We start from the raw sequence: 19594 nt of genomic DNA, 5'->3' as shown, positions 1-19594 counted from the left end.
CCTAACCTTGCTTATTCGCCTCAGGCAAAGTGTGCTTCTGGATAAGCGGCATTTGTGAAAGCGTGAAGACAATGGTGATCGGCATGATGCCCCAGACCTTGAAGGAAACCCAGGCATCGGTTGAAAAATTCCGCCAGACAAGCTCATTCACAATCGCGAGGAAAACAAAGAACAGCCCCCAGCGGAAGGTGAGTTTGCGCCAGCCCTCGGCGTCCAGCTTGAAAGCAGAATCAAACACATAACCGAGCAGGGATTTGCCAAACAAAAGCCCACCCAGGAGGATCGCGCCAAACAGCGTGTTGACGATGGTCGGCTTCATCTTGATGAAGGTATCGTTGTGCAGCCAGAGTGTCAGCGCACCAAACACCAGAACCACGATGCCTGAAATGAGCGGCATCATCGGCAATGTGCGCGTCATCGACCATGACACAGCAAGTGCTATGACAGTTGCCACCATGAAAAGTGCGGTTGCGAGAAAGATCGGTTCACCGATCTGACCGAGCAAGGGAAAGCGCTCAATCAGGCTTTCGCCGCGTGCATTGGCGAAAAAGAACACCAGAAGAGGTCCAAGTTCCAATGCAAGCTTGAGCAGCGGCGGAACTTCCTTGCGTTCGGCTTCTGTCTTTTCCGACGGGTCGCGTTCGAAAACGGGATGCTGCATCAGGCAACTCCTGCGATGGCGCGGGCAAAATCCTTGGCCGCAAATGGTTCAAGATCGTCGACACCTTCGCCGACACCGATGAAGTAGATCGGTAGCTTATGTTTGGCTGAGATTGCCACCAGAATGCCGCCACGTGCCGTGCCGTCGAGTTTGGTCATGACGAGACCATTGACGCCAGCGATGTTCTTGAAAATCTCGACCTGATTGAGCGCGTTTTGCCCAGTAGTGGCATCAAGCGTCTGCAAAACAGTGTGCGGTGCCTCTGGATCGTGCTTGCCTAAAACGCGGACGATCTTGGCAAGTTCTTCCATCAGCTCGGCCTTGTTCTGCAAGCGGCCAGCAGTGTCGATGATGAGCACGTCGCTGCCCGCATCTTTTGCCTGTTTCCAGGCATCATAGGCGAGACCCGCCGCATCGGCACCGAGTTTGCTTGAGACAACCGGCGAGCCGGTGCGTTCACCCCAGATGTGGAGCTGTTCAATTGCAGCGGCGCGGAATGTGTCGCCTGCTGCCAGCATGACCTTGAGGCCACCTGCGGTAAGTTTTGCCGCCAGCTTGCCAATGGTCGTGGTCTTGCCGGTGCCGTTAACGCCGACAACCAGAATGACATGCGGCTTGTGCGAAAGATCAAGTTCCAGCGGTTTGGCAACAGGGCCCAGCACCTTCTCGATTTCCGCACCCATGATGTTGCGGACTTCTTCGCCGGTCACATCCTTGCCGTAACGACCCGATGAAAGGGCGTCCGTCACGCGCATTGCTGTTTCAAGTCCGAGATCGGCCTGAATGAGAACGTCTTCTAGGTCCTGCAACGTGTCTTCATCAAGTTTGCGCTTGGTGAAAATGCTACCGATGGAATCGCTCAGCGAATTCGATGAACGCAACAATCCGCGACGCAGACGCTCAAACCACGACAGCTTTGGCTCTGGAGCAGCTTCGACCGGCGTTTCGTCCTGATGTTCTTCAACAGCCTTTGCAACCTTGACCTTTTTAGGTTTCACCGGCTCAGGTTGAGGTGCAGGTTCGACCACTTCCTCGACAATCGGCGTCTCGATAAATTCCGGAACGTCTGCGATTTCGGGCTGTTTCAGCTCAACGACAGGTTCTGGCTCAGGTTCAACAACCGGCTCGATCGCTGGCACTTCAACGACGACGGGTTCGATTGCCCCAAACTCCATCACTGGAGGCTCCATGACAGGCGGCTGTTCGATAGGAATTTCGATCTCGGCAACCGGATGTTCCGGCTCAGCCTTTTCTTCTTCCACCGTTTGAGCCGCAGGTTCTTCAGCCGGCTCGGGCTCGGCTACGACCAAAGGCGTATCCGGTTCGGAGACCACCACTTCAGCGACAGTGATTTCCGTTTCTTTGGGTGCTTCGACGGCTTCAGGAAGCTGTGCTTCCACTGCAGTTTCAACAGTAGCTTCAGCAGTATCGGGGGCCGATTGTTCGACCGGCTTTTCTTCGACCTCCTTCTTGCCGAAGGAGAACATTTTCTTGATGAAGCCCATTGCCATAAATTTTGATGCCCTGTTTAGCTTTAAGCCGCTTGCGGCTCTGCCTGACGGGTAAGAAGTTTTTCTCCGTCATGACCCGTCACAATTCTATCGATGATTTCGCCGGGCTTGCCCTGATCGATCACGGCGAGCGTAAAGCCTTCCGTTCGCGCAATGCCTTCCTTCTCGATCAGCAGGCGCTGGTGAGTGCCGTTGAGAGAAGTGAGATGCTTTTCATAGGCGCGGTCGCCAACGGCACGCAGCCGTGCTGCACGTTCCTTGACGATTTCACGCCGAACCTGTGGCATGCGCGCGGCTGGTGTGCCTTCGCGGGCGCTATAGGGAAAGACGTGCAGATGCGTGAGCCCGCATTCCTCGACGATCTTCATCGAGTTTGCGAACATTTCTTCAGTCTCTGTCGGAAAACCGGCGATAATGTCGGCACCGAACACGATATCGGGACGCAACGCGCGTACATCCTCACAGAAGCGAATGGAGTCATCACGCAAATGGCGGCGCTTCATGCGCTTGAGGATCATGTCGTCGCCTGCCTGAAGCGACAGATGCAGATGCGGCATCAGGCGTTTTTCATTGGCGATGGCGTCCATAAGATCATCATCAGCTTCGATGGAATCAATGGATGAAAGACGCAGACGCTGCAAACCTGGCACCTGCGTCAGAACCGTCTTCACCAGTTTGCCGAGACGAAGGCTTCCCGGCAGATCAGGACCGTAAGAGGTCATGTCCACACCGGTCAAAACCACTTCGGCATAACCGTTATCGACGAGGCGTTTGACCTGATCGATGACACCGCCCATCGGCACGGAACGCGAATTGCCACGACCATAAGGAATAATGCAGAAGGTGCAGCGGTGATCGCAGCCGTTCTGTACCTGCACGAAAGCGCGCGCACGGCCTTCGATGGCATCAACCATGTGGCTTGCAGTTTCGCGCACTTCCATGATGTCATTGACGCGAACCTTCTCGAACTGGTTCACGCCGAAATCAGGCAGCATGCGGTAGGAATTGGACTTGAGCTTTTCCTCGTTGCCCAGAATGAGGTCGACTTCATCCATCGCTTCGAATTTGGCCGATTCAGTCTGCGCAGCACAACCGGTGACAATAATGCGCGCTTCCGGGTTGTCTCGACGCGCCTTGCGGATTGCCTGGCGCGCCTGACGCACGGCTTCCGATGTCACCGCGCAGGTGTTGAAAATGATCGCGCCGTCTTTCAGCTCGCCCAGACCAGCGGCATCTGCTTCTCGCTTCATCACCTCGGATTCATAGGTGTTGAGACGACATCCAAAGGTTACGACTTCCACGCTCATCAGGCAGCTCCCCGGTCTTGATTGGGGGCGTACTCCCATTCGCCGGTTGCAGGATCAAATGTGCCGTCGAACTCCCATTCGGCAGGGCCGGTCATCATGACGTGATCATCCTCGCGCCATTCGATTTTAAGCGGACCGCCGGGGACGTTCACTGTGACGCTGCGCTCTGTGCGTCCGGTTCGTGCGCCTGAAACGGCGGCAGCACAAGCGGCTGAACCGCAGGCAAGGGTGAGACCCGCACCGCGTTCCCATGTGCGCAGATTGATGCTTTCACGTGATGTCACTTGAGCGATGGAAATATTGGCGCGTTCCGGAAAGATCGGATCGTGCTCCAACCCCGGTCCATGTTGATCGAGCGCATAGGACCAGACGTCGTTTTCGACCCAGAAAATTGCATGCGGATTGCCCATGGAGGCAATCGAAGGTGATTGCAGGACGGGTGCGTCCACAGGGCCTGCAGAAAGGTTGATGGCCCGCGTGTCGGCAACTTCATGGGCGAGGGGGATTTCCTTCCAGCCGAAATGCGGCTTGCCCATATCGACCGTAATCAGCCCGTCTTCGTGCTCATTGGCGGTCAGGATGCCAGCCAGTGTCTGGAAAATGTAATCCTGTTTTCCGCTTTCGTTAGAAAGCCATTGCACCACGCAGCGAGTGCCATTGCCGCAAGCCTGCGCCTGTGTGCCATCGCAATTGATGATCTCGATATAATGATCGGTGCCAGGCGTCTTGGGGTCATGGATGGCCATGATCTGATCAAATGAGGTTGCCTCATCTCCGGCCAAACGGATGGCAGCAGTCGGAGCGATACGATCGCTACGTCCGCGCATATCGGCAACAATGATCTTGTTGCCCAGTCCGTTCATTTTGGAGAAGACTGCCTTGCTCATTGCTGGTTCCGGGTCCCGTTCATCTGGCCGTTCATGTTGGAAAGGCTCTATATGGCGGAAAAGCCCACAAATTGCCAGTACCGGCGCGCGTTTGGCCGCACCGGTATCGGTTCATCATCTTTATGGATCGCAGATTACTCAGAAACTGTGTCCTTCCTGCGCCATTCTGAAAATTTCTAAGCTATTTCAAGCGTTCTTGATGCCATCTCACCCACATTTGCGCCATTGCACAGTTGATTTTTTAACCATATCGCCATTTTATCGGTGCAATATTGTTTTTAGGTCGAGTCTTCATGCTCGATGGTGCGAGGGGCACTCCCCCAATTAGTCAGGCCCCAGATCACGCCCCAAGTACACGAAGGAATTGGAGAACCAGATGGGAATTTCAAAAGCAAGTTTGCTCAGCATTGCTGCAGCGGGCGTCATTTTGGCCGGTTGCCAAAGCTCCCGAGTTGGAGGCTTTGACAACAATGCATCGCCGCCGCCGCCAGCACCACTGAGATCTGCTCCCGTCAGTTCCGTACAGTCTGGTAATCTCAACGCTCCAAATTCCTTCCCAACCGCGCCGACGACCAGCACTGCTCCACAGGACGGGAATACGCAGGTTGCAAGCCTTCCACCCGAATCAGCACCTGATCTGACACCGGGTACGGTCGCAGGTGTTTGGAATGCATCGCTTGCCGGTCAGAACTGTAAGATCGCAACGCCGCAGACCAAGTATGGTCAGGGTTTCCGCGCGGGTCCGCTGCGCTGCCCCGGCGAACTTGGAAGCCTTGCTTCGTGGTCGGTCAGCGGCAAGCAGCTTTCGCTCTATGATGCGAATGGCGGAACAGTCGCGACGCTCTATTCCTCGGGTCAGGGCCGTTTCGATGGTCAGACCACAGGCGGTCAGGCAGTTTCGCTGTCGCGCTGATAAGTCATTAACGTTTAAAACAGGCGGAGCAGTCGCAAGACGCTCCGCCGTTTTTGCAATTAGAGCGTTTCCATTTTTGACGGAATTGGAAGAAATGCTCTAGTGGTTTGTTTTCAAGCATGTCTTTGTCCCCAAACCGGTTCCCGCTTTTGGGAGGCATGCTCTAAGCGGTGAACGGAAGCAATCATGTCTTTCGACGGTAATCTGAAAGCGTTTCCTTCGGTCAGCGAGCATTATGATGCGCTGGTGAGAGCAGGCGAAGTTGAAGTCGATCCAGCGCAGCTTGAGCTCACCAAACGCTATGATCGCCTGATCGAAGAAGTTTGCACCAAGCGTCTGTCGCGCAAATCAAGCGCCCTTGGCTGGCTGTTCGGCAAGCGCAAGGAAGTCGCAATCGTCAAGGGACTTTACGTGCACGGCGAAGTCGGGCGCGGCAAGACCATGCTGATGGACATGTTCTTTCAGCTTCTGCCAGTTGAACGCAAACGCCGTGCGCATTTCAATGATTTCATGGCTGATGCGCATGAGCGCATCAACGCCCACCGTCAAGCCTTGAAACGGGGTGAAACCAAGCAGGAAGACCCGATCCCGCCAGTCGCAGAAGCGCTGGCCGAGCAGGCATGGGTGCTTTGCTTTGATGAGTTTACCGTGACTGATATTGCCGATGCGATGATCCTGTCGCGTCTGTTCAGCGCCTTGTTCGCTCGCGGCGTGGTACTGATCGCAACATCCAATGTTGCGCCCGACAATCTCTACCGCGACGGGTTAAACCGCCAGCTCTTCCTGCCATTCGTCAATATCCTCAAGCAGCATGTCGATGTGATCAATCTCGATTCGCGCACCGATTACCGTCTGGAAAAACTTGATCGCCAGCCGGTTTATCTGACGCCGCTCGGTTCGGAGACGACCAAACGCATGGATGCCGCATGGACTGCCCATAAAAATGGTGCGGAAGAAAAGCCGGATGTGATCCACATCAAAGGGCGCGACATTCCCGTGCGCCATGCAGTGGCAGGAGCGGCACGGTTCACTTTCAATGAGCTTTGCGCGCAGCCGCTTGCTGCATCCGATTATATTGCTATCGTCACACGATATCAGACGTTGTTTATCGATGATGTGCCGATACTCGATTATTCACGCCGCAATGAGGCCAAACGCTTTATTCTGCTGATCGACGTGCTTTATGATCATCATGCGCGGTTATTCATCTCTGCCGAAGCGCAGCCTGAAAAGCTTTATGAAGCAAGACAAGGCGTGGAAGCCTTCGAATTTGACCGCACAGCTTCGCGCCTGTTTGAAATGCAGAGCGCTGAATATCTCGATGCATTTTCCGAGAAAGCAGAAAGCTGAGACAGGGCTTATACACTTTCCTTCGCGTATCATTGAACTGCCACAGACTCGACTTATAGGAACTACGGGCTATGTTGCTCTGGCAGGAGCTTGGGTTGAATGCGGTTGTTTCCTAATCGTGTGTCCTTGCCTGTAAAACTAATCTGCGGCCCGGCTGACGCATTATGAGCAATGCGAAACAGCCGGACGACGGCAGCGAATTGCCTTGAATTTGCCAAAATATCTTACGTTTACGTAAGAACATATAATTCTAAACGATTGAAAACATTAGTCGCAAAATAATGAGTTGAGTTTTTTTGCAAAGAGTCCTATCGAACCCTCGCAGCGCAGACGCGTTTTCCGGGAGGAAACCGGATAGCTTCATGCGTTTCTGGATCAAACTTGAGGAAAGAAACAATCATGGCACGCAACAAGATTGCCCTCATCGGCTCCGGCATGATCGGCGGCACGCTCGCTCATCTTGCTGGTCTGAAGGAACTCGGCGACGTCGTCCTTTTCGACATTGCGGAAGGCACTCCGCAGGGTAAGGGACTGGATATTGCAGAATCTTCACCGGTTGACGGTTTTGATGCGAAGTTCACCGGTGCAAACGACTATGCCGCAATCGAAGGCGCAGACGTTGTCATCGTTACCGCAGGCGTGCCGCGTAAGCCGGGCATGAGCCGCGATGATCTTCTGGGTATCAACCTGAAGGTCATGGAACAGGTCGGCGCAGGCATCAAGAAATATGCTCCTGAAGCTTTCGTCATCTGCATCACCAACCCGCTCGATGCGATGGTCTGGGCTTTGCAGAAGTTCTCCGGTCTGCCAGCACACAAGGTTGTCGGCATGGCTGGCGTTTTGGACAGCGCCCGTTTCCGCTACTTCCTGTCAGAAGAATTCAACGTGTCGGTCGAAGACGTCACTGCATTCGTGCTTGGTGGCCACGGCGACAGCATGGTTCCGCTCGCTCGTTACTCGACTGTTGCCGGTATCCCGCTGCCAGACCTCGTCAAGATGGGCTGGACCAGCCAGGAAAAGCTCGACAAGATCATTCAGCGCACCCGCGATGGCGGCGCAGAAATTGTCGGCCTGCTCAAGACCGGTTCCGCTTTCTACGCACCGGCAGCGTCCGCCATTCAGATGGCTGAATCCTACCTCAAGGACAAGAAGCGCGTTCTGCCTGTCGCAGCACAACTTTCCGGTCAGTATGGCGTCAAGGACATGTATGTCGGCGTTCCAACCGTGATCGGTGCCAATGGCGTTGAACGTATTATCGAGATCGATCTCGATAAGGACGAAAAGGCCGAGTTCGAAAAGTCGGTCGCATCTGTTGCCGGTCTTTGCGAGGCCTGCATCGGCATTGCTCCGTCACTGAAATAAGTTCCAGACAAGGCCGGATCGCTGCGAGATACGCAGTCCCGGCCTTTTCCGGCTGTCAATTATCGGTCGAAGATTCGGGCCGTACCGGCTCAGTTGAAAGGGCCGGGAATCCGTAGAGGACAACCAGATGAATATTCATGAATACCAGGCCAAGCGCCTGCTTCACACCTTCGGCGCCCCGATCGCCAATGGTGTGGCTGTCTATTCCGTCGAACAGGCGGAAGAATGGGCAAAGACGCTTCCAGGACCGCTTTATGTCGTCAAGAGCCAGATCCACGCTGGTGGCCGCGGCAAGGGCAAGTTCAAGGAACTCGGTCCTGATGCCAAGGGCGGCGTGCGCCTTGCAAAGTCGATCGAAGAAGTGGTTTCCCACGCAAAGGAAATGCTCGGCAACACACTCGTTACCAAGCAGACCGGCGACGCTGGCAAGCAGGTCAACCGTCTTTACATCGAAGATGGTGCAGACATCGAGCGCGAGCTCTATCTCTCGATCCTGATCGACCGCACCGTCGGCCGTCCGGCTTTCGTCGTTTCGACTGAAGGCGGCATGGATATCGAAGCTGTTGCTGAAGAAACCCCTGAGAAGATCATCACGGTCGCAATCGATCCTGCCAAGGGCGTGACCGATGCAGACGCCAACAAGCTCGCCGATGCGCTGAAGCTTGAAGGTGAAGCCCGTGAAGACGGCCTCAAGCTGTTCCCGATCCTCTATAAAGCCTTCACCGAGAAGGACATGAGCCTTCTGGAAATCAACCCGCTGATCGTCATGACCAATGGTCGCGTGCGCGTTCTCGATGCCAAGGTATCGTTCGACGGCAATGCACTGTTCCGTCATCCTGACATTCAGGAACTGCGCGATCTGTCGGAAGAAGACGAAAAGGAAATCGAAGCTTCCAAGCACGATCTCGCTTACGTCGCTCTTGATGGCAACATCGGCTGCATGGTCAATGGCGCAGGCCTTGCCATGGCGACCATGGATATCATCAAGCTCTACGGTGCAGAGCCAGCTAACTTCCTCGACGTTGGTGGCGGCGCTACCAAGGAGAAGGTAACGTCGGCGTTCAAGATCATCACCGCTGATCCGGCTGTCCAGGGCATTTTGGTCAACATCTTCGGTGGCATCATGAAGTGCGACGTGATCGCTGAAGGCGTTATCGCTGCGGTCAAGGAAGTCGGCCTCAAGGTTCCATTGGTTGTCCGTCTTGAAGGCACCAATGTTGAGCTTGGCAAGAAGATCATCAACGAGAGCGGCCTGAATGTTATTTCGGCTGACGATCTCGACGATGCTGCGCAGAAAATCGTCGCTGCAGTGAAGGGAAACTAAGGCATGTCCATTCTCGTTAACAAGGACACCAAGGTTCTCGTACAGGGCCTGACCGGCAAGACCGGCACTTTCCACACCGAACAGGCGCTTGCTTATTATGGCACGCAGATGGTCGGCGGTATCAACCCTAAGAAGGGTGGCGAGACCTGGGAAGGTTCCAAGGGCGAAAAGCTTCCGATTTTCGCAACTGTTGCAGAAGCCAAGGAACGCACAGGTGCAGACGCATCGGTGATCTACGTTCCGCCAGCAGGTGCTGCGGCTGCAATCATCGAAGCGATTGAAGCTGAAGTCAGCTTCATCGTCTGCATCACCGAAGGCATTCCGGTCATGGACATGGTTCGCGTCAAGGAGCGTCTGGAACGCTCGAAGTCGCGCCTGCTCGGACCAAACTGCCCAGGCATCCTGACTCCTGAAGAATGCAAGATCGGCATCATGCCGGGCAATATCTTCAAGAAGGGTTCGGTGGGTGTTGTTTCCCGCTCCGGCACACTTACCTATGAGGCAGTGTTCCAGACCTCGAACGAAGGTCTTGGCCAGACAACCGCTGTCGGTATCGGCGGCGATCCGGTCAAGGGCACTGAGTTCATCGACGTGTTGGAAATGTTCCTCGCCGATGATGAAACCAAGTCGATCGTCATGATCGGTGAAATCGGTGGCTCCGCTGAAGAAGAAGCAGCGCAGTTCCTGAAGGACGAAGCAAAGCGCGGTCGCAAGAAGCCAATGGTTGGTTTCATCGCTGGCCGTACAGCTCCTGCCGGACGCACCATGGGCCATGCTGGCGCCGTGATCTCGGGCGGCAAGGGCGGCGCAGAAGACAAGATTGCAGCCATGGAATCGGCTGGCATTCGCGTGTCTCCTTCGCCAGCACAGCTTGGCAAGACGCTGGTCGAAGTCCTCAAGGGCTGAGATCGCATTGCTGATTGAAATGCCCCGGCAGTGGCGAAAGCTGCTGCCGGGTTTAATACAGATACCGGAGACGGCCGGTTTAAGGGCCGATTTAAGAGAATGTCAGGCTTTGGCCATCATTCTTCTGCAGGACCATCATTCTTCTGCAGGAATTGAGTTTTGTTATCGAGTTATGCCGGGGTCTGTTGTGGTTCCTCCCCGGCGGCGTGAGGGATGAAGTTGAGAGAGCTTCCGGCCCGCGCATGATGAGCTACTACAAGGAGACGGAGCGGAGGCTCCGGATTAGGTTATGGCAAGGCAAGAACAAGCCAACGACGTTTTCGCCCTTACCTCGTTCCTCTATGGCGGCAATGCCGATTATATCGAGGAGCTTTACGCCAAGTATGAGGATGATCCCAACTCGGTCGATGCTGAGTGGCGCGATTTCTTCGCGCAGCTGAAAGACGACGCCGATGATGTGCGCAAGAATGCGCAGGGTGCATCCTGGACAAAGCCGAACTGGCCCATTCCTGCGAATGGCGAGCTGGTATCCGCGCTTGATGGCAACTGGGCTGACGTTGAAAAGCACGTTACCGACAAGCTGAAGGGTAAAGCCGGAAAAGGCGATGCCAAAAGTGCGGCAGCTGCTGCCCTGACAGCCGAAGAGATTGCACAGGCTGCACGCGACAGCGTTCGCGCCATCATGATGATCCGTGCCTATCGCATGCGCGGCCATCTGCATGCCAATCTCGATCCGCTCGGTCTTGCTGAAAAGCCAAATGATTTCAGCGAACTCGATCCATCGAGCTATGGGTTTACGCCTGCTGACTACACACGCAAGATCTTCATCGACAACGTACTCGGTCTCGAATATGCGACCGTTCCGCAGATGCTTGAAATCCTCAAGCGCACCTATTGCGGCAATATCGGCGTCGAGTTCATGCATATTTCCGATCCAGTTGAAAAGGCTTGGATTCAGGAACGCATCGAAGGTCCAGACAAAGGCTATGCTTTCACTGCTGAAGGCAAGAAGGCCATTCTGTCGAAGCTGATCGAAGCCGAAGGTTTCGAGCAGTTCATTGACGTGAAGTATAAGGGCACCAAGCGTTTTGGTCTTGATGGCGGTGAATCTCTGATTCCGGCACTGGAACAGATCGTCAAGCGTGGCGGCCAGATGGGCCTCAAGGAAGTCGTGCTCGGCATGGCGCACCGTGGTCGTCTGAACGTGCTTTCCCAGGTTATGGGCAAGCCGCATCGCGCTATCTTCCACGAGTTCAAGGGCGGTTCTTACGCACCGGACGATGTGGAAGGTTCGGGCGACGTGAAGTATCACCTTGGTGCTTCATCGGACCGTGAGTTCGATGGCAACAAGGTTCACCTTTCGCTGACCGCAAATCCGTCGCATCTTGAAATCGTCAACCCGGTTGTCATGGGTAAGGCGCGCGCCAAGCAGGACCTGCTTGTTGGCCGCACCCGCGATGACATGGTGCCATTGAGCGAACGCGCAAAGGTTCTGCCGCTGCTGCTGCACGGTGATGCTGCATTCGCTGGTCAGGGCGTTGTAGCTGAGTGCCTTGGTCTTTCGGGCCTTAAGGGTCACCGCGTCGGCGGTACGCTGCACTTCATCATCAACAACCAGATCGGTTTCACCACCAATCCGGCCTTCTCGCGTTCATCGCCTTATCCATCGGATGTGGCAAAGATGATTGAAGCGCCGATCTTCCACGTCAATGGTGACGATCCGGAAGCTGTGGTTTTTGCAGCCAAGGTTGCAATGGAATTCCGCATGACCTTCCACAAGCCGGTGGTCATCGACATGTTCTGCTACCGTCGCTTCGGCCACAATGAAGGTGACGAACCTTCATTCACCCAGCCGTTGATGTACAAGGAAATCCGCGCTCATAAGACCACTGTTCAGCTCTACAGCGAAAAGCTGCTTGGCGAAGGTCTTGTAACGCAGGCTGACATCGACAAGATGAAGGCGGACTGGCGTGAGCGGCTTGAACAGGAATTTGAAGCTGGTCAGAGTTATAAGCCAAACAAGGCTGACTGGCTGGACGGTGCCTGGGCTGGCCTGCGCACAGCAGACAATGCAGACGAACAGCGCCGCGGCAAGACCGGTGTACCGATCAAGACGCTCAAGGAAATCGGTAAGAAGCTTGTTGAAGTGCCGAAGGATTTCAACGTCCATCGCACCATCCAGCGCTTCCTTGATAACCGCGCCAAGATGATCGAAACCGGTGAAGGCATCGATTGGGCAACCGCTGAATCGCTGGCGTTTGGTTCGCTGGTTGCTGAAGGCAGCCCGATCCGCCTGTCGGGTCAGGACGTTGAACGCGGCACTTTCTCGCAGCGTCACACGGTTCTCTACGATCAGGAAACCCAGAACCGCTATACGCCCCTGAACAACATTCAGAAGGGGCAGGCGATCTACGAAGCCATCAACTCGATGCTTTCGGAAGAAGCAGTGCTCGGCTACGAATATGGTTATTCGCTGTCCGATCCGCGTGCTCTGGTCCTCTGGGAAGCTCAGTTCGGCGATTTCGCCAACGGTGCACAGGTCGTTTTCGATCAGTTCATCTCGTCGGGTGAGCGCAAGTGGCTTCGTATGTCCGGTCTTGTCTGCCTTCTGCCGCATGGTTTTGAAGGTCAAGGTCCTGAGCATTCCTCGGCACGTCTGGAGCGCTGGTTGCAGATGTGTGCGGAAGATAACATGCAGGTCGCCAACGTTACGACGCCGGCTAACTACTTCCACATTCTGCGCCGTCAGATGAAGCGTGACTTCCGTAAGCCGCTCATCATGATGACGCCGAAATCGCTGCTGCGCCACAAGCGTGCTGTTTCGACCCTCAACGAACTGTCGGGCGATTCTTCGTTCCACCGTCTGCTATGGGATGATGCCCAGTACAACAAGGGCGATGGGATCAAGCTTCAGAAGGATGCCAAGATCCGTCGCGTCGTTCTGTGCTCGGGCAAGGTCTATTACGATCTGTATGAAGAGCGCGAAAAGCGTGGCATCGATGATGTCTACCTGCTGCGTGTGGAACAGCTTTATCCGTTCCCGGCTAAGGCGCTCATCAATGAGCTCTCGCGCTTCCGTCATGCGGAAATCGTCTGGTGTCAGGAAGAACCAAAGAACATGGGTGCGTGGTCGTTCATCGATCCGTATCTGGAATGGGTTCTTGCACATATCGACGCCAAGCATCAGCGCGTTCGCTACACCGGTCGTCCGGCAGCAGCTTCGCCTGCGACGGGTCTGATGTCGAAGCATCTTGCACAGCTCGAGGCTTTCCTCGAGGATGCGCTTGGAAACTAATTTAATTTTCGGCTTGGAGCGGTTTGGAAAAATCGCTTCCAGCTTGAATTGAACGTAAAATCTAAAGATCGAAGATCACGGAAGAAGAAACCATGGCCACCGAAATTCGCGTTCCCACGCTTGGGGAGTCCGTTACTGAGGCAACCATCGGAAAGTGGTTCAAGAAGGTTGGCGACGCTATCGCTGCTGACGAACCGCTGGTGGAACTGGAAACCGACAAGGTGACGATTGAAGTTCCGGCAGCGGCTGCTGGCGTTCTCGCTGAAATCGTGGCGCAGGAAGGTGACACCGTTGAAGTCAACGCACTGCTCGGCCAGATTTCGGGCGCGGGTTCCGCTCCTGCTCCTAAGAAGGAAGAAGCCAAGCCAGCGGCTGCCGCTCCGACCGCCGCTGCTTCTGCCCCGGCTGCTTCAACCTCGGGACCTGCAATGCAGCCAGCCCCTGCTGCCTCCAAGATCCTTTCTGAAAATGGCCTTTCGGCTGATCAGGTTGAAGGTTCGGGCAAGCGCGGTCAGGTTCTCAAGGGCGATGTTCTTGATGCGATTGCAAAGGGCGTTTCGGCCGCTCCGGCTGCCGCCGCAGCACCTGCTGCTGCCCGTCCGGCATCATCAGCTGGCGACGCATCGCGCGAAGAACGCGTGAAGATGACCCGCCTGCGTCAGACGATTGCACGTCGTCTGAAAGACGCACAGAACACCGCTGCAATGCTGACGACTTACAACGAAGTCGACATGTCTGCTGTGATGGAACTGCGTTCGCGTTATAAGGACATCTTTGAAAAGAAGCACGGCGTGAAGCTTGGCTTCATGGGTTTCTTCACGAAGGCTGTAACCCATGCGCTCAAGGAAATCCCGGCTGTTAACGCCGAGATCGACGGCACCGACATCATCTACAAGAACTTTGCGCATGTTGGCATGGCTGTCGGCACCGACAAGGGTCTTGTTGTTCCTGTCATCCGTGATGCAGATCAGCTTTCGATCGCTGGCGTTGAAAAAGAACTGGGACGTCTTGCCAAGGCAGCACGCGACGGTTCGCTTTCGGTTGGCGACATGCAGGGCGGCACCTTCACCATCACCAATGGTGGTGTTTACGGCTCGCTGATGTCCTCGCCGATCCTCAATGCGCCGCAGTCGGGTATTCTCGGTATGCACAAGATCCAGGATCGCCCGGTTGTTGTTGGCGGTCAGATCGTTATCCGTCCGATGATGTATCTGGCACTGAGCTACGATCACCGCATCGTTGACGGCAAGGAAGCCGTAACCTTCCTCGTCCGCGTCAAGGAAAGCCTCGAAGATCCGGAACGTCTCGTTCTCGACCTGTAAGATGCGATACCCCTGAAGGCACGGCTTTCAGGGGACGCGTACAACGGTTTCAGTTAAGACTGAATCGTTGGAGCCGCTGTAACTATTTGTTTTTGCGCATTATCCAACGCCAAACGGCTTCGCAGTTTTTGGTTCAAATGCTTTAACAAGGAATTACGTGATGGAGCCGGGTTTATTTTCCGCGTCACCTTTTCTCCCGCTGATTGGCTGGAGTGTTGTCCTGCTGGTGTTTCATATCCTCCTGCAGGGCTGGACAGTGACGAAGGAACTCGGCTCTCAATGGAATGCGGGTCCGCGCGACAATGGGTTGAAACCCACCGGCCATCTTGCCGGTCGCGCGGAACGTGCCTCCAATAATTTCCGCGAAACCTATCCCGCATTTATCGCTTTGGCGCTTGCACTTGTGTTCAAGGGCGATGCTCACGGATGGGGGCTTTACGGTGCGTGGATCTGGTTTGCATGCCGCATTGTCTATATTCCGCTTTATCTTGCGGGTATTCCCTATATCCGCTCGCTCGTCTGGATCGGTTCGCTGGTCGGGCTTGCGCTCATGTTTTTCAATCTGGTTTTTTGACGGTTGTCCGCATCTGACGGGTGCGGAGCGAAGGAAAAGTGATGCATCCCTATCTGTTTGAACTTGCATCTCTGATGGCGATTTTCGTCTTTGCTATCGTTTCGCCGGGTGCTGATCTTGCGATGGTGATCCGTCAGTCGTTGATGCAGGGACGTCGCGAAGCGATCATCACCAGCTTCGGCATTGGTGCTGCCTTCATGATGCATGTCACCTATACGGTGCTTGGCCTGGGGCTGATCATTTCTCAGTCGATCTATCTCTTCAACATCGTCAAATGGTGTGGCGTCGCCTATCTGATCTATATCGGCATCAAGGCGTTGCGCGCAGGTGCCACCAAGATCGATGTCGATATGACCGCGCAGGAGCCGAGCCGCAAGCAAAGTGCACTCAAGGCTTTCAGCCTGGGCTTTGCCGCTAATGCGCTTAATCCGAAGGCGGTCTTCTTCTTCCTCTCCATCTTTTCGACGGTTATCAGCGTTCATACGCCAACCGAAGTCAAACTTGGTTACGGTGTGGTTATGGCCACGACTTTGATTTCGTGGTTTATCGGTGTCAGCCTTTTCATGACGACGCCTAAGATGCGTGCCGTTTTCTCGCGCGCTTCAAAATGGATCGACAGAACAAGCGGCGTGGTTTTCATTGCTCTTGGTCTGAAACTTGCCATCGTGAAAGCGCAGTAGCGCGAACTGCCGGACAACCGAGGAGAACCGACAGATGCATGATGTGAAGAAGCTCTTCAAGGTGGTGGCTGCATCGGCGCTGGCCGTGACGGTTTTTTCAAGCGCCGTTCAGGCCGCTTGTACGCAGAACCGCGCTGTTTATCGCGATCAGGGTGACGCCTACACGCTGACTTTTCATGCCGCGCAGTCCAATGCGCTCAAGATGAGCCCGGCACCGACCAACGAATTCACAATCACTGCCGATGATAAGCCAGAGTTCAAACTCTCCGGCCTCGTCATTTGGCCGGAAGAGGGGGTTGCACGCCCCTATGCGCTCATTACCTATAACTGCAAGAATGGTGGCACCGATCCGGAGGACCTCGATGATTGCAGCCTCTGGCAAAGCGTTGTCTACGCGCTGAAGGAAGGTGCAGAAGCGGATGTGCTGCCGAAGGCCGATGAGCCAGCAGCGCAGGCCATCCTGTTTCCCGATCTGGCAACGGCGCTGGACGGGTATGATTTTGGTGCAGCGAAGCCTGAAAAGCCGCTGCAATTTGAAACGTTCCGTTTCAAATCGTGCTCGCCTGAAGAAGAATGACCGGATTACCGGTCGTATGAAAGTTTAAGGGTCTTAGAACGACCCATTCTGGATCAGACTGAAGAAGGATAGTTCAATGTCTTACGATGTGGTTGTCATCGGTACCGGCCCTGGCGGTTATGTCGCCGCAATCAAGGCCGCACAGCTCGGCCTTTCCGTGGCTGTTGTGGAAAAGCGCAAGACCTTTGGCGGCACTTGTCTCAATGTTGGCTGCATTCCTTCCAAGGCGCTGCTGCACGCATCCGAAGTGTTTGCTGAAGCCGGTCATTCCTTCGACACGCTGGGCGTTGAAATCGGTAAGCCGAAGCTCAACCTCGAAAAAATGCTGGCTCACAAGGACGCGACGGTAAAGTCGAACGTCACTGGCGTTGAATTCCTGTTCAAGAAAAACAAGATCACGCCTTTTATCGGCACCGGCAAGATCGTTGCCAAGGGCAAGGTTTCCGTGACCGCTGAAGACGGAACTGTTCAGGAAATCGAAGCTAAGAACATCATCATCGCAACCGGTTCAGACGTTGCTGGCATTCCTGGCGTCAAGGTCGACATTGATGAAAAAATCATTGTGTCCTCGACCGGCGCAATCGCTTTCGACAAGGTTCCGGGTCATTTAGTTGTCGTTGGCGGCGGCGTAATTGGTCTCGAACTTGGTTCGGTCTGGGCACGTCTGGGAGCGAAAGTGACCGTTGTCGAATATCTCGACAAGGTGCTTGGCGCGATGGATGGCGAAGTATCCAAGCAGTTCCAGCGTCTTCTCGAAAAGCAGGGTATTGTTTTCAAGCTGAACGCAAAGGTTACTGGCGTTGAAAAGGCCGGTAAGGGTGCGAAAGTGACCTTTGAACCAGTCAAGGGTGGCGATGCCGAAACCATTGACGCTGATGCCGTTCTGATTTCCACGGGTCGCCGTCCTTACACGGATGGTCTTGGCCTTGCGGAAGCAGGCGTGAATGTCGACGATCGCGGTCGCATTGCAATCGACGGTCACTGGCGCACCAATGTCGAAGGCATCTATGCCATCGGCGACGTTGTGCAGGGCCCGATGCTTGCGCACAAGGCCGAGGACGAAGGCATCGCGGTTGCTGAAATCATTGCCGGTCAGGCTGGACACGTAAACTTTGACGTTATTCCAAGCGTTGTTTACACGCAGCCAGAAGTAGCGTCTGTCGGCAAGACCGAAGAAGAGCTGAAAGCCGCAGGCATCGAATACAAGATCGGCAAGTTCCCGTTCACGGCAAACGGTCGCGCACGCGCCATGCTGCACACGGATGGTTTCGTGAAGATCCTCGCCGACAAGGCAACTGATCGCGTATTGGGTGCTCATATCCTTGGTTATAATGCTGGTGAAATGATCCACGAACTGGCTGTTCTGATGGAGTTTGGTGGTTCGTCTGAAGATCTCGCACGTACCTGCCATGCGCATCCAACCATGTCGGAAGCTGTTCGTGAATCGGCACTGGCGACCTTCGCCAAGCCGATCCATATGTAATTGTTGTTTAAGCTCGGTATGCAAAAGGCCCGCGAAAGCGGGCCTTTTTTAGGATTAGTTTTGTGCTGGCGGTGTGGCTGGTGGAGTTGCAGGCGGTGCTGCGGGCGGCATCGTGGTTTCGCCCTGTGCAGCAGGCGGCGCCGGTGCTGCCGTATCCGTGCTACTGCCGCCGCGATAAAAGAAATAGCCGAGTATCAGAATGGCCGCTACCAGAATAACAGCCAGCATAAGGCCGTTGCTTCCTCTGGGCTGTGGCGGCCTTCCGACGGGGTTGGCGAGCGGGTCGGCATGACGCGGACTGTTCAGCGGATCATTACGGGGATCGAGTGGGTCAACCATTAGCTCTCCTCCAGTTGGTTGTATCCATTGGAGAGTTAACGCAAAGAAGTTCCGATTGTTCCGTCTTACATTGCCGAGACGCGATAACCCTCATTGCGTAACAATTCGACCAGACCTTCTTTGCCGGGCAAATGTAGCGCACCAACAGCAATGAACATCCCGCCTTTCTCAAGAAGTGGGGCTGCACGTTCCGCCATGGTGTGATTGCGGTCGGTGAGCATGACTTTCTGGAAAAGATCATAGTCTTCATCGGTCAGATCACCGGGAACAATTTTGCGTAGAGCGGGCATGATCATTCCGGCTTCGCCCTGAAGATAAAGGGCGATCATTGTCTCTGTGGTGTCTTCGATTGCGTCGCCGAAATCAGCGGTGGCAATCAGATTGCGCATATGAAAATCGAGCGGAAGCTTGTTCATGGCGCCTAGTTGTTCGGCTGCTGTCTCCAATCCTTCCACGGGGCGTCCTTCTTCTTCGGCGTCCCCTGCAAGTTGACCATCGAGAAACGCTTCGCCGCGCAGCTTTCGTTCCCGCTCACATTTGGGAAGTGCCAGCAGGCTGCTGACGATCCACGGCTTCATTTTGGCGACAGCGCCAAGAACAATACCGCGCGCCTCAAGCTTTTGGGTGATTTCGGCAAGGCGATCGGGTGGCAGATGCGATTGTAGCGTCGTACCATCGGTAAAAAGCATCAGCTCCGGCTGTTCCAACTTGAGCCGAAAAAGAGCTTTCTGATCAAGAACGTCGGTGGCTTCGATCACGATGGTGTCGGCAGACGCATAAGCCTTTGCAGCAGTATCCGGTAATTTCATCACACGAGGGTCGCTGAGATGAATGGTGCCGAAAAGATAAGACGGTGCCAGTCCGTCCTTTTCTATCTTCCAGATAATGCCTTTGTGATTGGGAATGGTCTCTGTTTCTGCGCGTAGCTCGTCCCAGAGTTTTGGGTCTTTCTTGTCCAGATCGTCGAGCAGATTGACACCACGTGTGGTGCAGGTCGTGGAAGCCTCTTCCGCGCGAACATGGATCGAGCTTGCAAAGAGGGCACAGGCAAACAGGAGAAACAGCTTTTTCATAAAGAGAATATAGGTGGTCGGGCGCGATAT

17 protein-coding genes are annotated in these 19594 nt (G+C 54.8%); 11 read left to right on the top strand and 6 right to left on the bottom strand.

Annotation, left to right across the window (positions count from 1 at the left end; genetic code table 11):
* Position 1: 1 nt before the first annotated feature.
* The 4 genes from CES85_RS21040 to dapF are packed head-to-tail and all read right to left on the bottom strand — an operon-like array spanning position 2 to position 4366.
* Entirely contained in the window at positions 2-661 is a 660-nt protein-coding gene (locus CES85_RS21040; RefSeq protein ID WP_095447634.1) for a septation protein A, read from the bottom strand.
* On the bottom strand, positions 661-2172 hold the full coding sequence (ftsY, locus tag CES85_RS21035) for a signal recognition particle-docking protein FtsY (RefSeq protein WP_095447633.1): 1512 nt from the start codon (positions 2170-2172) through the stop codon (positions 661-663). The genes CES85_RS21040 and ftsY overlap by 1 nt, the downstream gene beginning before the upstream one ends.
* 23 nt (positions 2173-2195) lie before the next feature.
* Positions 2196-3479, bottom strand: coding sequence for a tRNA (N(6)-L-threonylcarbamoyladenosine(37)-C(2))-methylthiotransferase MtaB (gene mtaB, locus CES85_RS21030; RefSeq protein ID WP_095447632.1), 1284 nt, complete (start codon positions 3477-3479; stop codon positions 2196-2198).
* Positions 3479-4366, bottom strand: coding sequence for a diaminopimelate epimerase (gene dapF / locus CES85_RS21025; RefSeq protein ID WP_095447631.1), 888 nt, complete (start codon positions 4364-4366; stop codon positions 3479-3481). Before dapF ends, mtaB begins: the two co-directional genes overlap by 1 nt.
* A 376-nt stretch (positions 4367-4742) precedes the next feature.
* On the opposite strand from dapF, the gene CES85_RS21020 reads away from it, so the two are divergent.
* The 11 genes from CES85_RS21020 to lpdA all read left to right on the top strand — a co-directional run bounded on the left by CES85_RS21020 (position 4743) and on the right by lpdA (position 18152).
* Positions 4743-5279, top strand: coding sequence for a protease inhibitor Inh/omp19 family protein (locus tag CES85_RS21020; protein WP_095447630.1), 537 nt, complete (start codon positions 4743-4745; stop codon positions 5277-5279).
* Between the two features lie 186 nt (positions 5280-5465).
* Positions 5466-6629 carry a cell division protein ZapE gene (gene zapE, locus CES85_RS21015; RefSeq protein ID WP_095447629.1) on the top strand — a complete coding sequence of 388 codons (1164 nt, stop codon included), beginning with the start codon at positions 5466-5468 and terminating at the stop codon, positions 6627-6629.
* A 399-nt stretch (positions 6630-7028) separates the two neighbouring features.
* Positions 7029-7991 (top strand): malate dehydrogenase, encoded by a 963-nt coding sequence (gene mdh, locus CES85_RS21010; RefSeq protein ID WP_095447628.1) that lies wholly within the window; start codon positions 7029-7031, stop codon positions 7989-7991.
* A gap of 127 nt (positions 7992-8118) precedes the next feature.
* Positions 8119-9315 (top strand): ADP-forming succinate--CoA ligase subunit beta, encoded by a 1197-nt coding sequence (gene sucC, locus CES85_RS21005; RefSeq protein ID WP_095447627.1) that lies wholly within the window; start codon positions 8119-8121, stop codon positions 9313-9315.
* A 3-nt stretch (positions 9316-9318) separates the two neighbouring features.
* Positions 9319-10221 carry a succinate--CoA ligase subunit alpha gene (sucD, locus tag CES85_RS21000; RefSeq protein WP_095447626.1) on the top strand — a complete coding sequence of 301 codons (903 nt, stop codon included), beginning with the start codon at positions 9319-9321 and terminating at the stop codon, positions 10219-10221.
* Between the two features lie 289 nt (positions 10222-10510).
* Positions 10511-13516: a 2-oxoglutarate dehydrogenase E1 component gene (locus CES85_RS20995; RefSeq protein WP_095447625.1), complete on the top strand. Its 3006-nt coding sequence runs from the start codon at positions 10511-10513 to the stop codon at positions 13514-13516.
* A 92-nt stretch (positions 13517-13608) separates the two neighbouring features.
* The gene (gene odhB, locus CES85_RS20990; RefSeq protein WP_095447624.1) at positions 13609-14838 is read left to right on the top strand and encodes a 2-oxoglutarate dehydrogenase complex dihydrolipoyllysine-residue succinyltransferase; all 1230 of its coding nucleotides are present in this window, start codon (positions 13609-13611) and stop codon (positions 14836-14838) included.
* A 160-nt stretch (positions 14839-14998) separates the two neighbouring features.
* Positions 14999-15412, top strand: a complete 414-nt coding sequence (locus CES85_RS20985) for an MAPEG family protein (RefSeq protein WP_095447623.1) — start codon at positions 14999-15001, stop codon at positions 15410-15412.
* A 41-nt stretch (positions 15413-15453) separates the two neighbouring features.
* A complete protein-coding gene (locus CES85_RS20980; RefSeq protein WP_095447622.1) occupies positions 15454-16092 on the top strand; it encodes a LysE family translocator in 639 nt (212 codons plus the stop codon).
* Positions 16093-16126: 34 nt separating this feature from the next.
* A complete protein-coding gene (locus CES85_RS20975; protein ID WP_095447621.1) occupies positions 16127-16669 on the top strand; it encodes a hypothetical protein in 543 nt (180 codons plus the stop codon).
* A gap of 76 nt (positions 16670-16745) precedes the next feature.
* On the top strand, positions 16746-18152 hold the full coding sequence (gene lpdA, locus CES85_RS20970) for a dihydrolipoyl dehydrogenase (protein ID WP_095447620.1): 1407 nt from the start codon (positions 16746-16748) through the stop codon (positions 18150-18152).
* Positions 18153-18206: 54 nt separating this feature from the next.
* On the opposite strand, the gene CES85_RS20965 is transcribed toward lpdA, so the two are convergent.
* Positions 18207-18491 carry a hypothetical protein gene (locus CES85_RS20965; RefSeq protein WP_095447619.1) on the bottom strand — a complete coding sequence of 95 codons (285 nt, stop codon included), beginning with the start codon at positions 18489-18491 and terminating at the stop codon, positions 18207-18209.
* A gap of 65 nt (positions 18492-18556) precedes the next feature.
* Positions 18557-19564, bottom strand: coding sequence for a TraB/GumN family protein (locus CES85_RS20960; RefSeq protein WP_095448006.1), 1008 nt, complete (start codon positions 19562-19564; stop codon positions 18557-18559).
* Positions 19565-19594 lie beyond the last annotated feature (30 nt).

Source organism: Ochrobactrum quorumnocens, assembly GCF_002278035.1.
GTDB classification, from domain to species: domain Bacteria; phylum Pseudomonadota; class Alphaproteobacteria; order Rhizobiales; family Rhizobiaceae; genus Brucella; species Brucella quorumnocens.
This window is presented reverse-complemented; position numbering and strand designations above follow the sequence as displayed.

What these genes read in the sequence shown, in the direction of transcription:
- CES85_RS21020 (WP_095447630.1), top strand. Translation starts at nt 4,743, where the DNA reads ATGGGAATTTCAAAAGCAAGTTTGCTCAGCATTGCTGCAGCGGGCGTC.
- CES85_RS20975 (WP_095447621.1), top strand. Translation starts at nt 16,127, where the DNA reads ATGCATGATGTGAAGAAGCTCTTCAAGGTGGTGGCTGCATCGGCGCTG.
- mtaB (WP_095447632.1), bottom strand. Translation starts at nt 3,479, where the DNA reads ATGAGCGTGGAAGTCGTAACCTTTGGATGTCGTCTCAACACCTATGAA.
- zapE (WP_095447629.1), top strand. Translation starts at nt 5,466, where the DNA reads ATGTCTTTCGACGGTAATCTGAAAGCGTTTCCTTCGGTCAGCGAGCAT.
- dapF (WP_095447631.1), bottom strand. Translation starts at nt 4,366, where the DNA reads ATGAGCAAGGCAGTCTTCTCCAAAATGAACGGACTGGGCAACAAGATC.
- CES85_RS20960 (WP_095448006.1), bottom strand. Translation starts at nt 19,564, where the DNA reads ATGAAAAAGCTGTTTCTCCTGTTTGCCTGTGCCCTCTTTGCAAGCTCG.
- CES85_RS20980 (WP_095447622.1), top strand. Translation starts at nt 15,454, where the DNA reads ATGCATCCCTATCTGTTTGAACTTGCATCTCTGATGGCGATTTTCGTC.
- odhB (WP_095447624.1), top strand. Translation starts at nt 13,609, where the DNA reads ATGGCCACCGAAATTCGCGTTCCCACGCTTGGGGAGTCCGTTACTGAG.
- sucD (WP_095447626.1), top strand. Translation starts at nt 9,319, where the DNA reads ATGTCCATTCTCGTTAACAAGGACACCAAGGTTCTCGTACAGGGCCTG.
- lpdA (WP_095447620.1), top strand. Translation starts at nt 16,746, where the DNA reads ATGTCTTACGATGTGGTTGTCATCGGTACCGGCCCTGGCGGTTATGTC.
- CES85_RS20995 (WP_095447625.1), top strand. Translation starts at nt 10,511, where the DNA reads ATGGCAAGGCAAGAACAAGCCAACGACGTTTTCGCCCTTACCTCGTTC.
- CES85_RS20965 (WP_095447619.1), bottom strand. Translation starts at nt 18,491, where the DNA reads ATGGTTGACCCACTCGATCCCCGTAATGATCCGCTGAACAGTCCGCGT.
- ftsY (WP_095447633.1), bottom strand. Translation starts at nt 2,172, where the DNA reads ATGGCAATGGGCTTCATCAAGAAAATGTTCTCCTTCGGCAAGAAGGAG.
- CES85_RS21040 (WP_095447634.1), bottom strand. Translation starts at nt 661, where the DNA reads ATGCAGCATCCCGTTTTCGAACGCGACCCGTCGGAAAAGACAGAAGCC.
- mdh (WP_095447628.1), top strand. Translation starts at nt 7,029, where the DNA reads ATGGCACGCAACAAGATTGCCCTCATCGGCTCCGGCATGATCGGCGGC.
- CES85_RS20985 (WP_095447623.1), top strand. Translation starts at nt 14,999, where the DNA reads ATGGAGCCGGGTTTATTTTCCGCGTCACCTTTTCTCCCGCTGATTGGC.
- sucC (WP_095447627.1), top strand. Translation starts at nt 8,119, where the DNA reads ATGAATATTCATGAATACCAGGCCAAGCGCCTGCTTCACACCTTCGGC.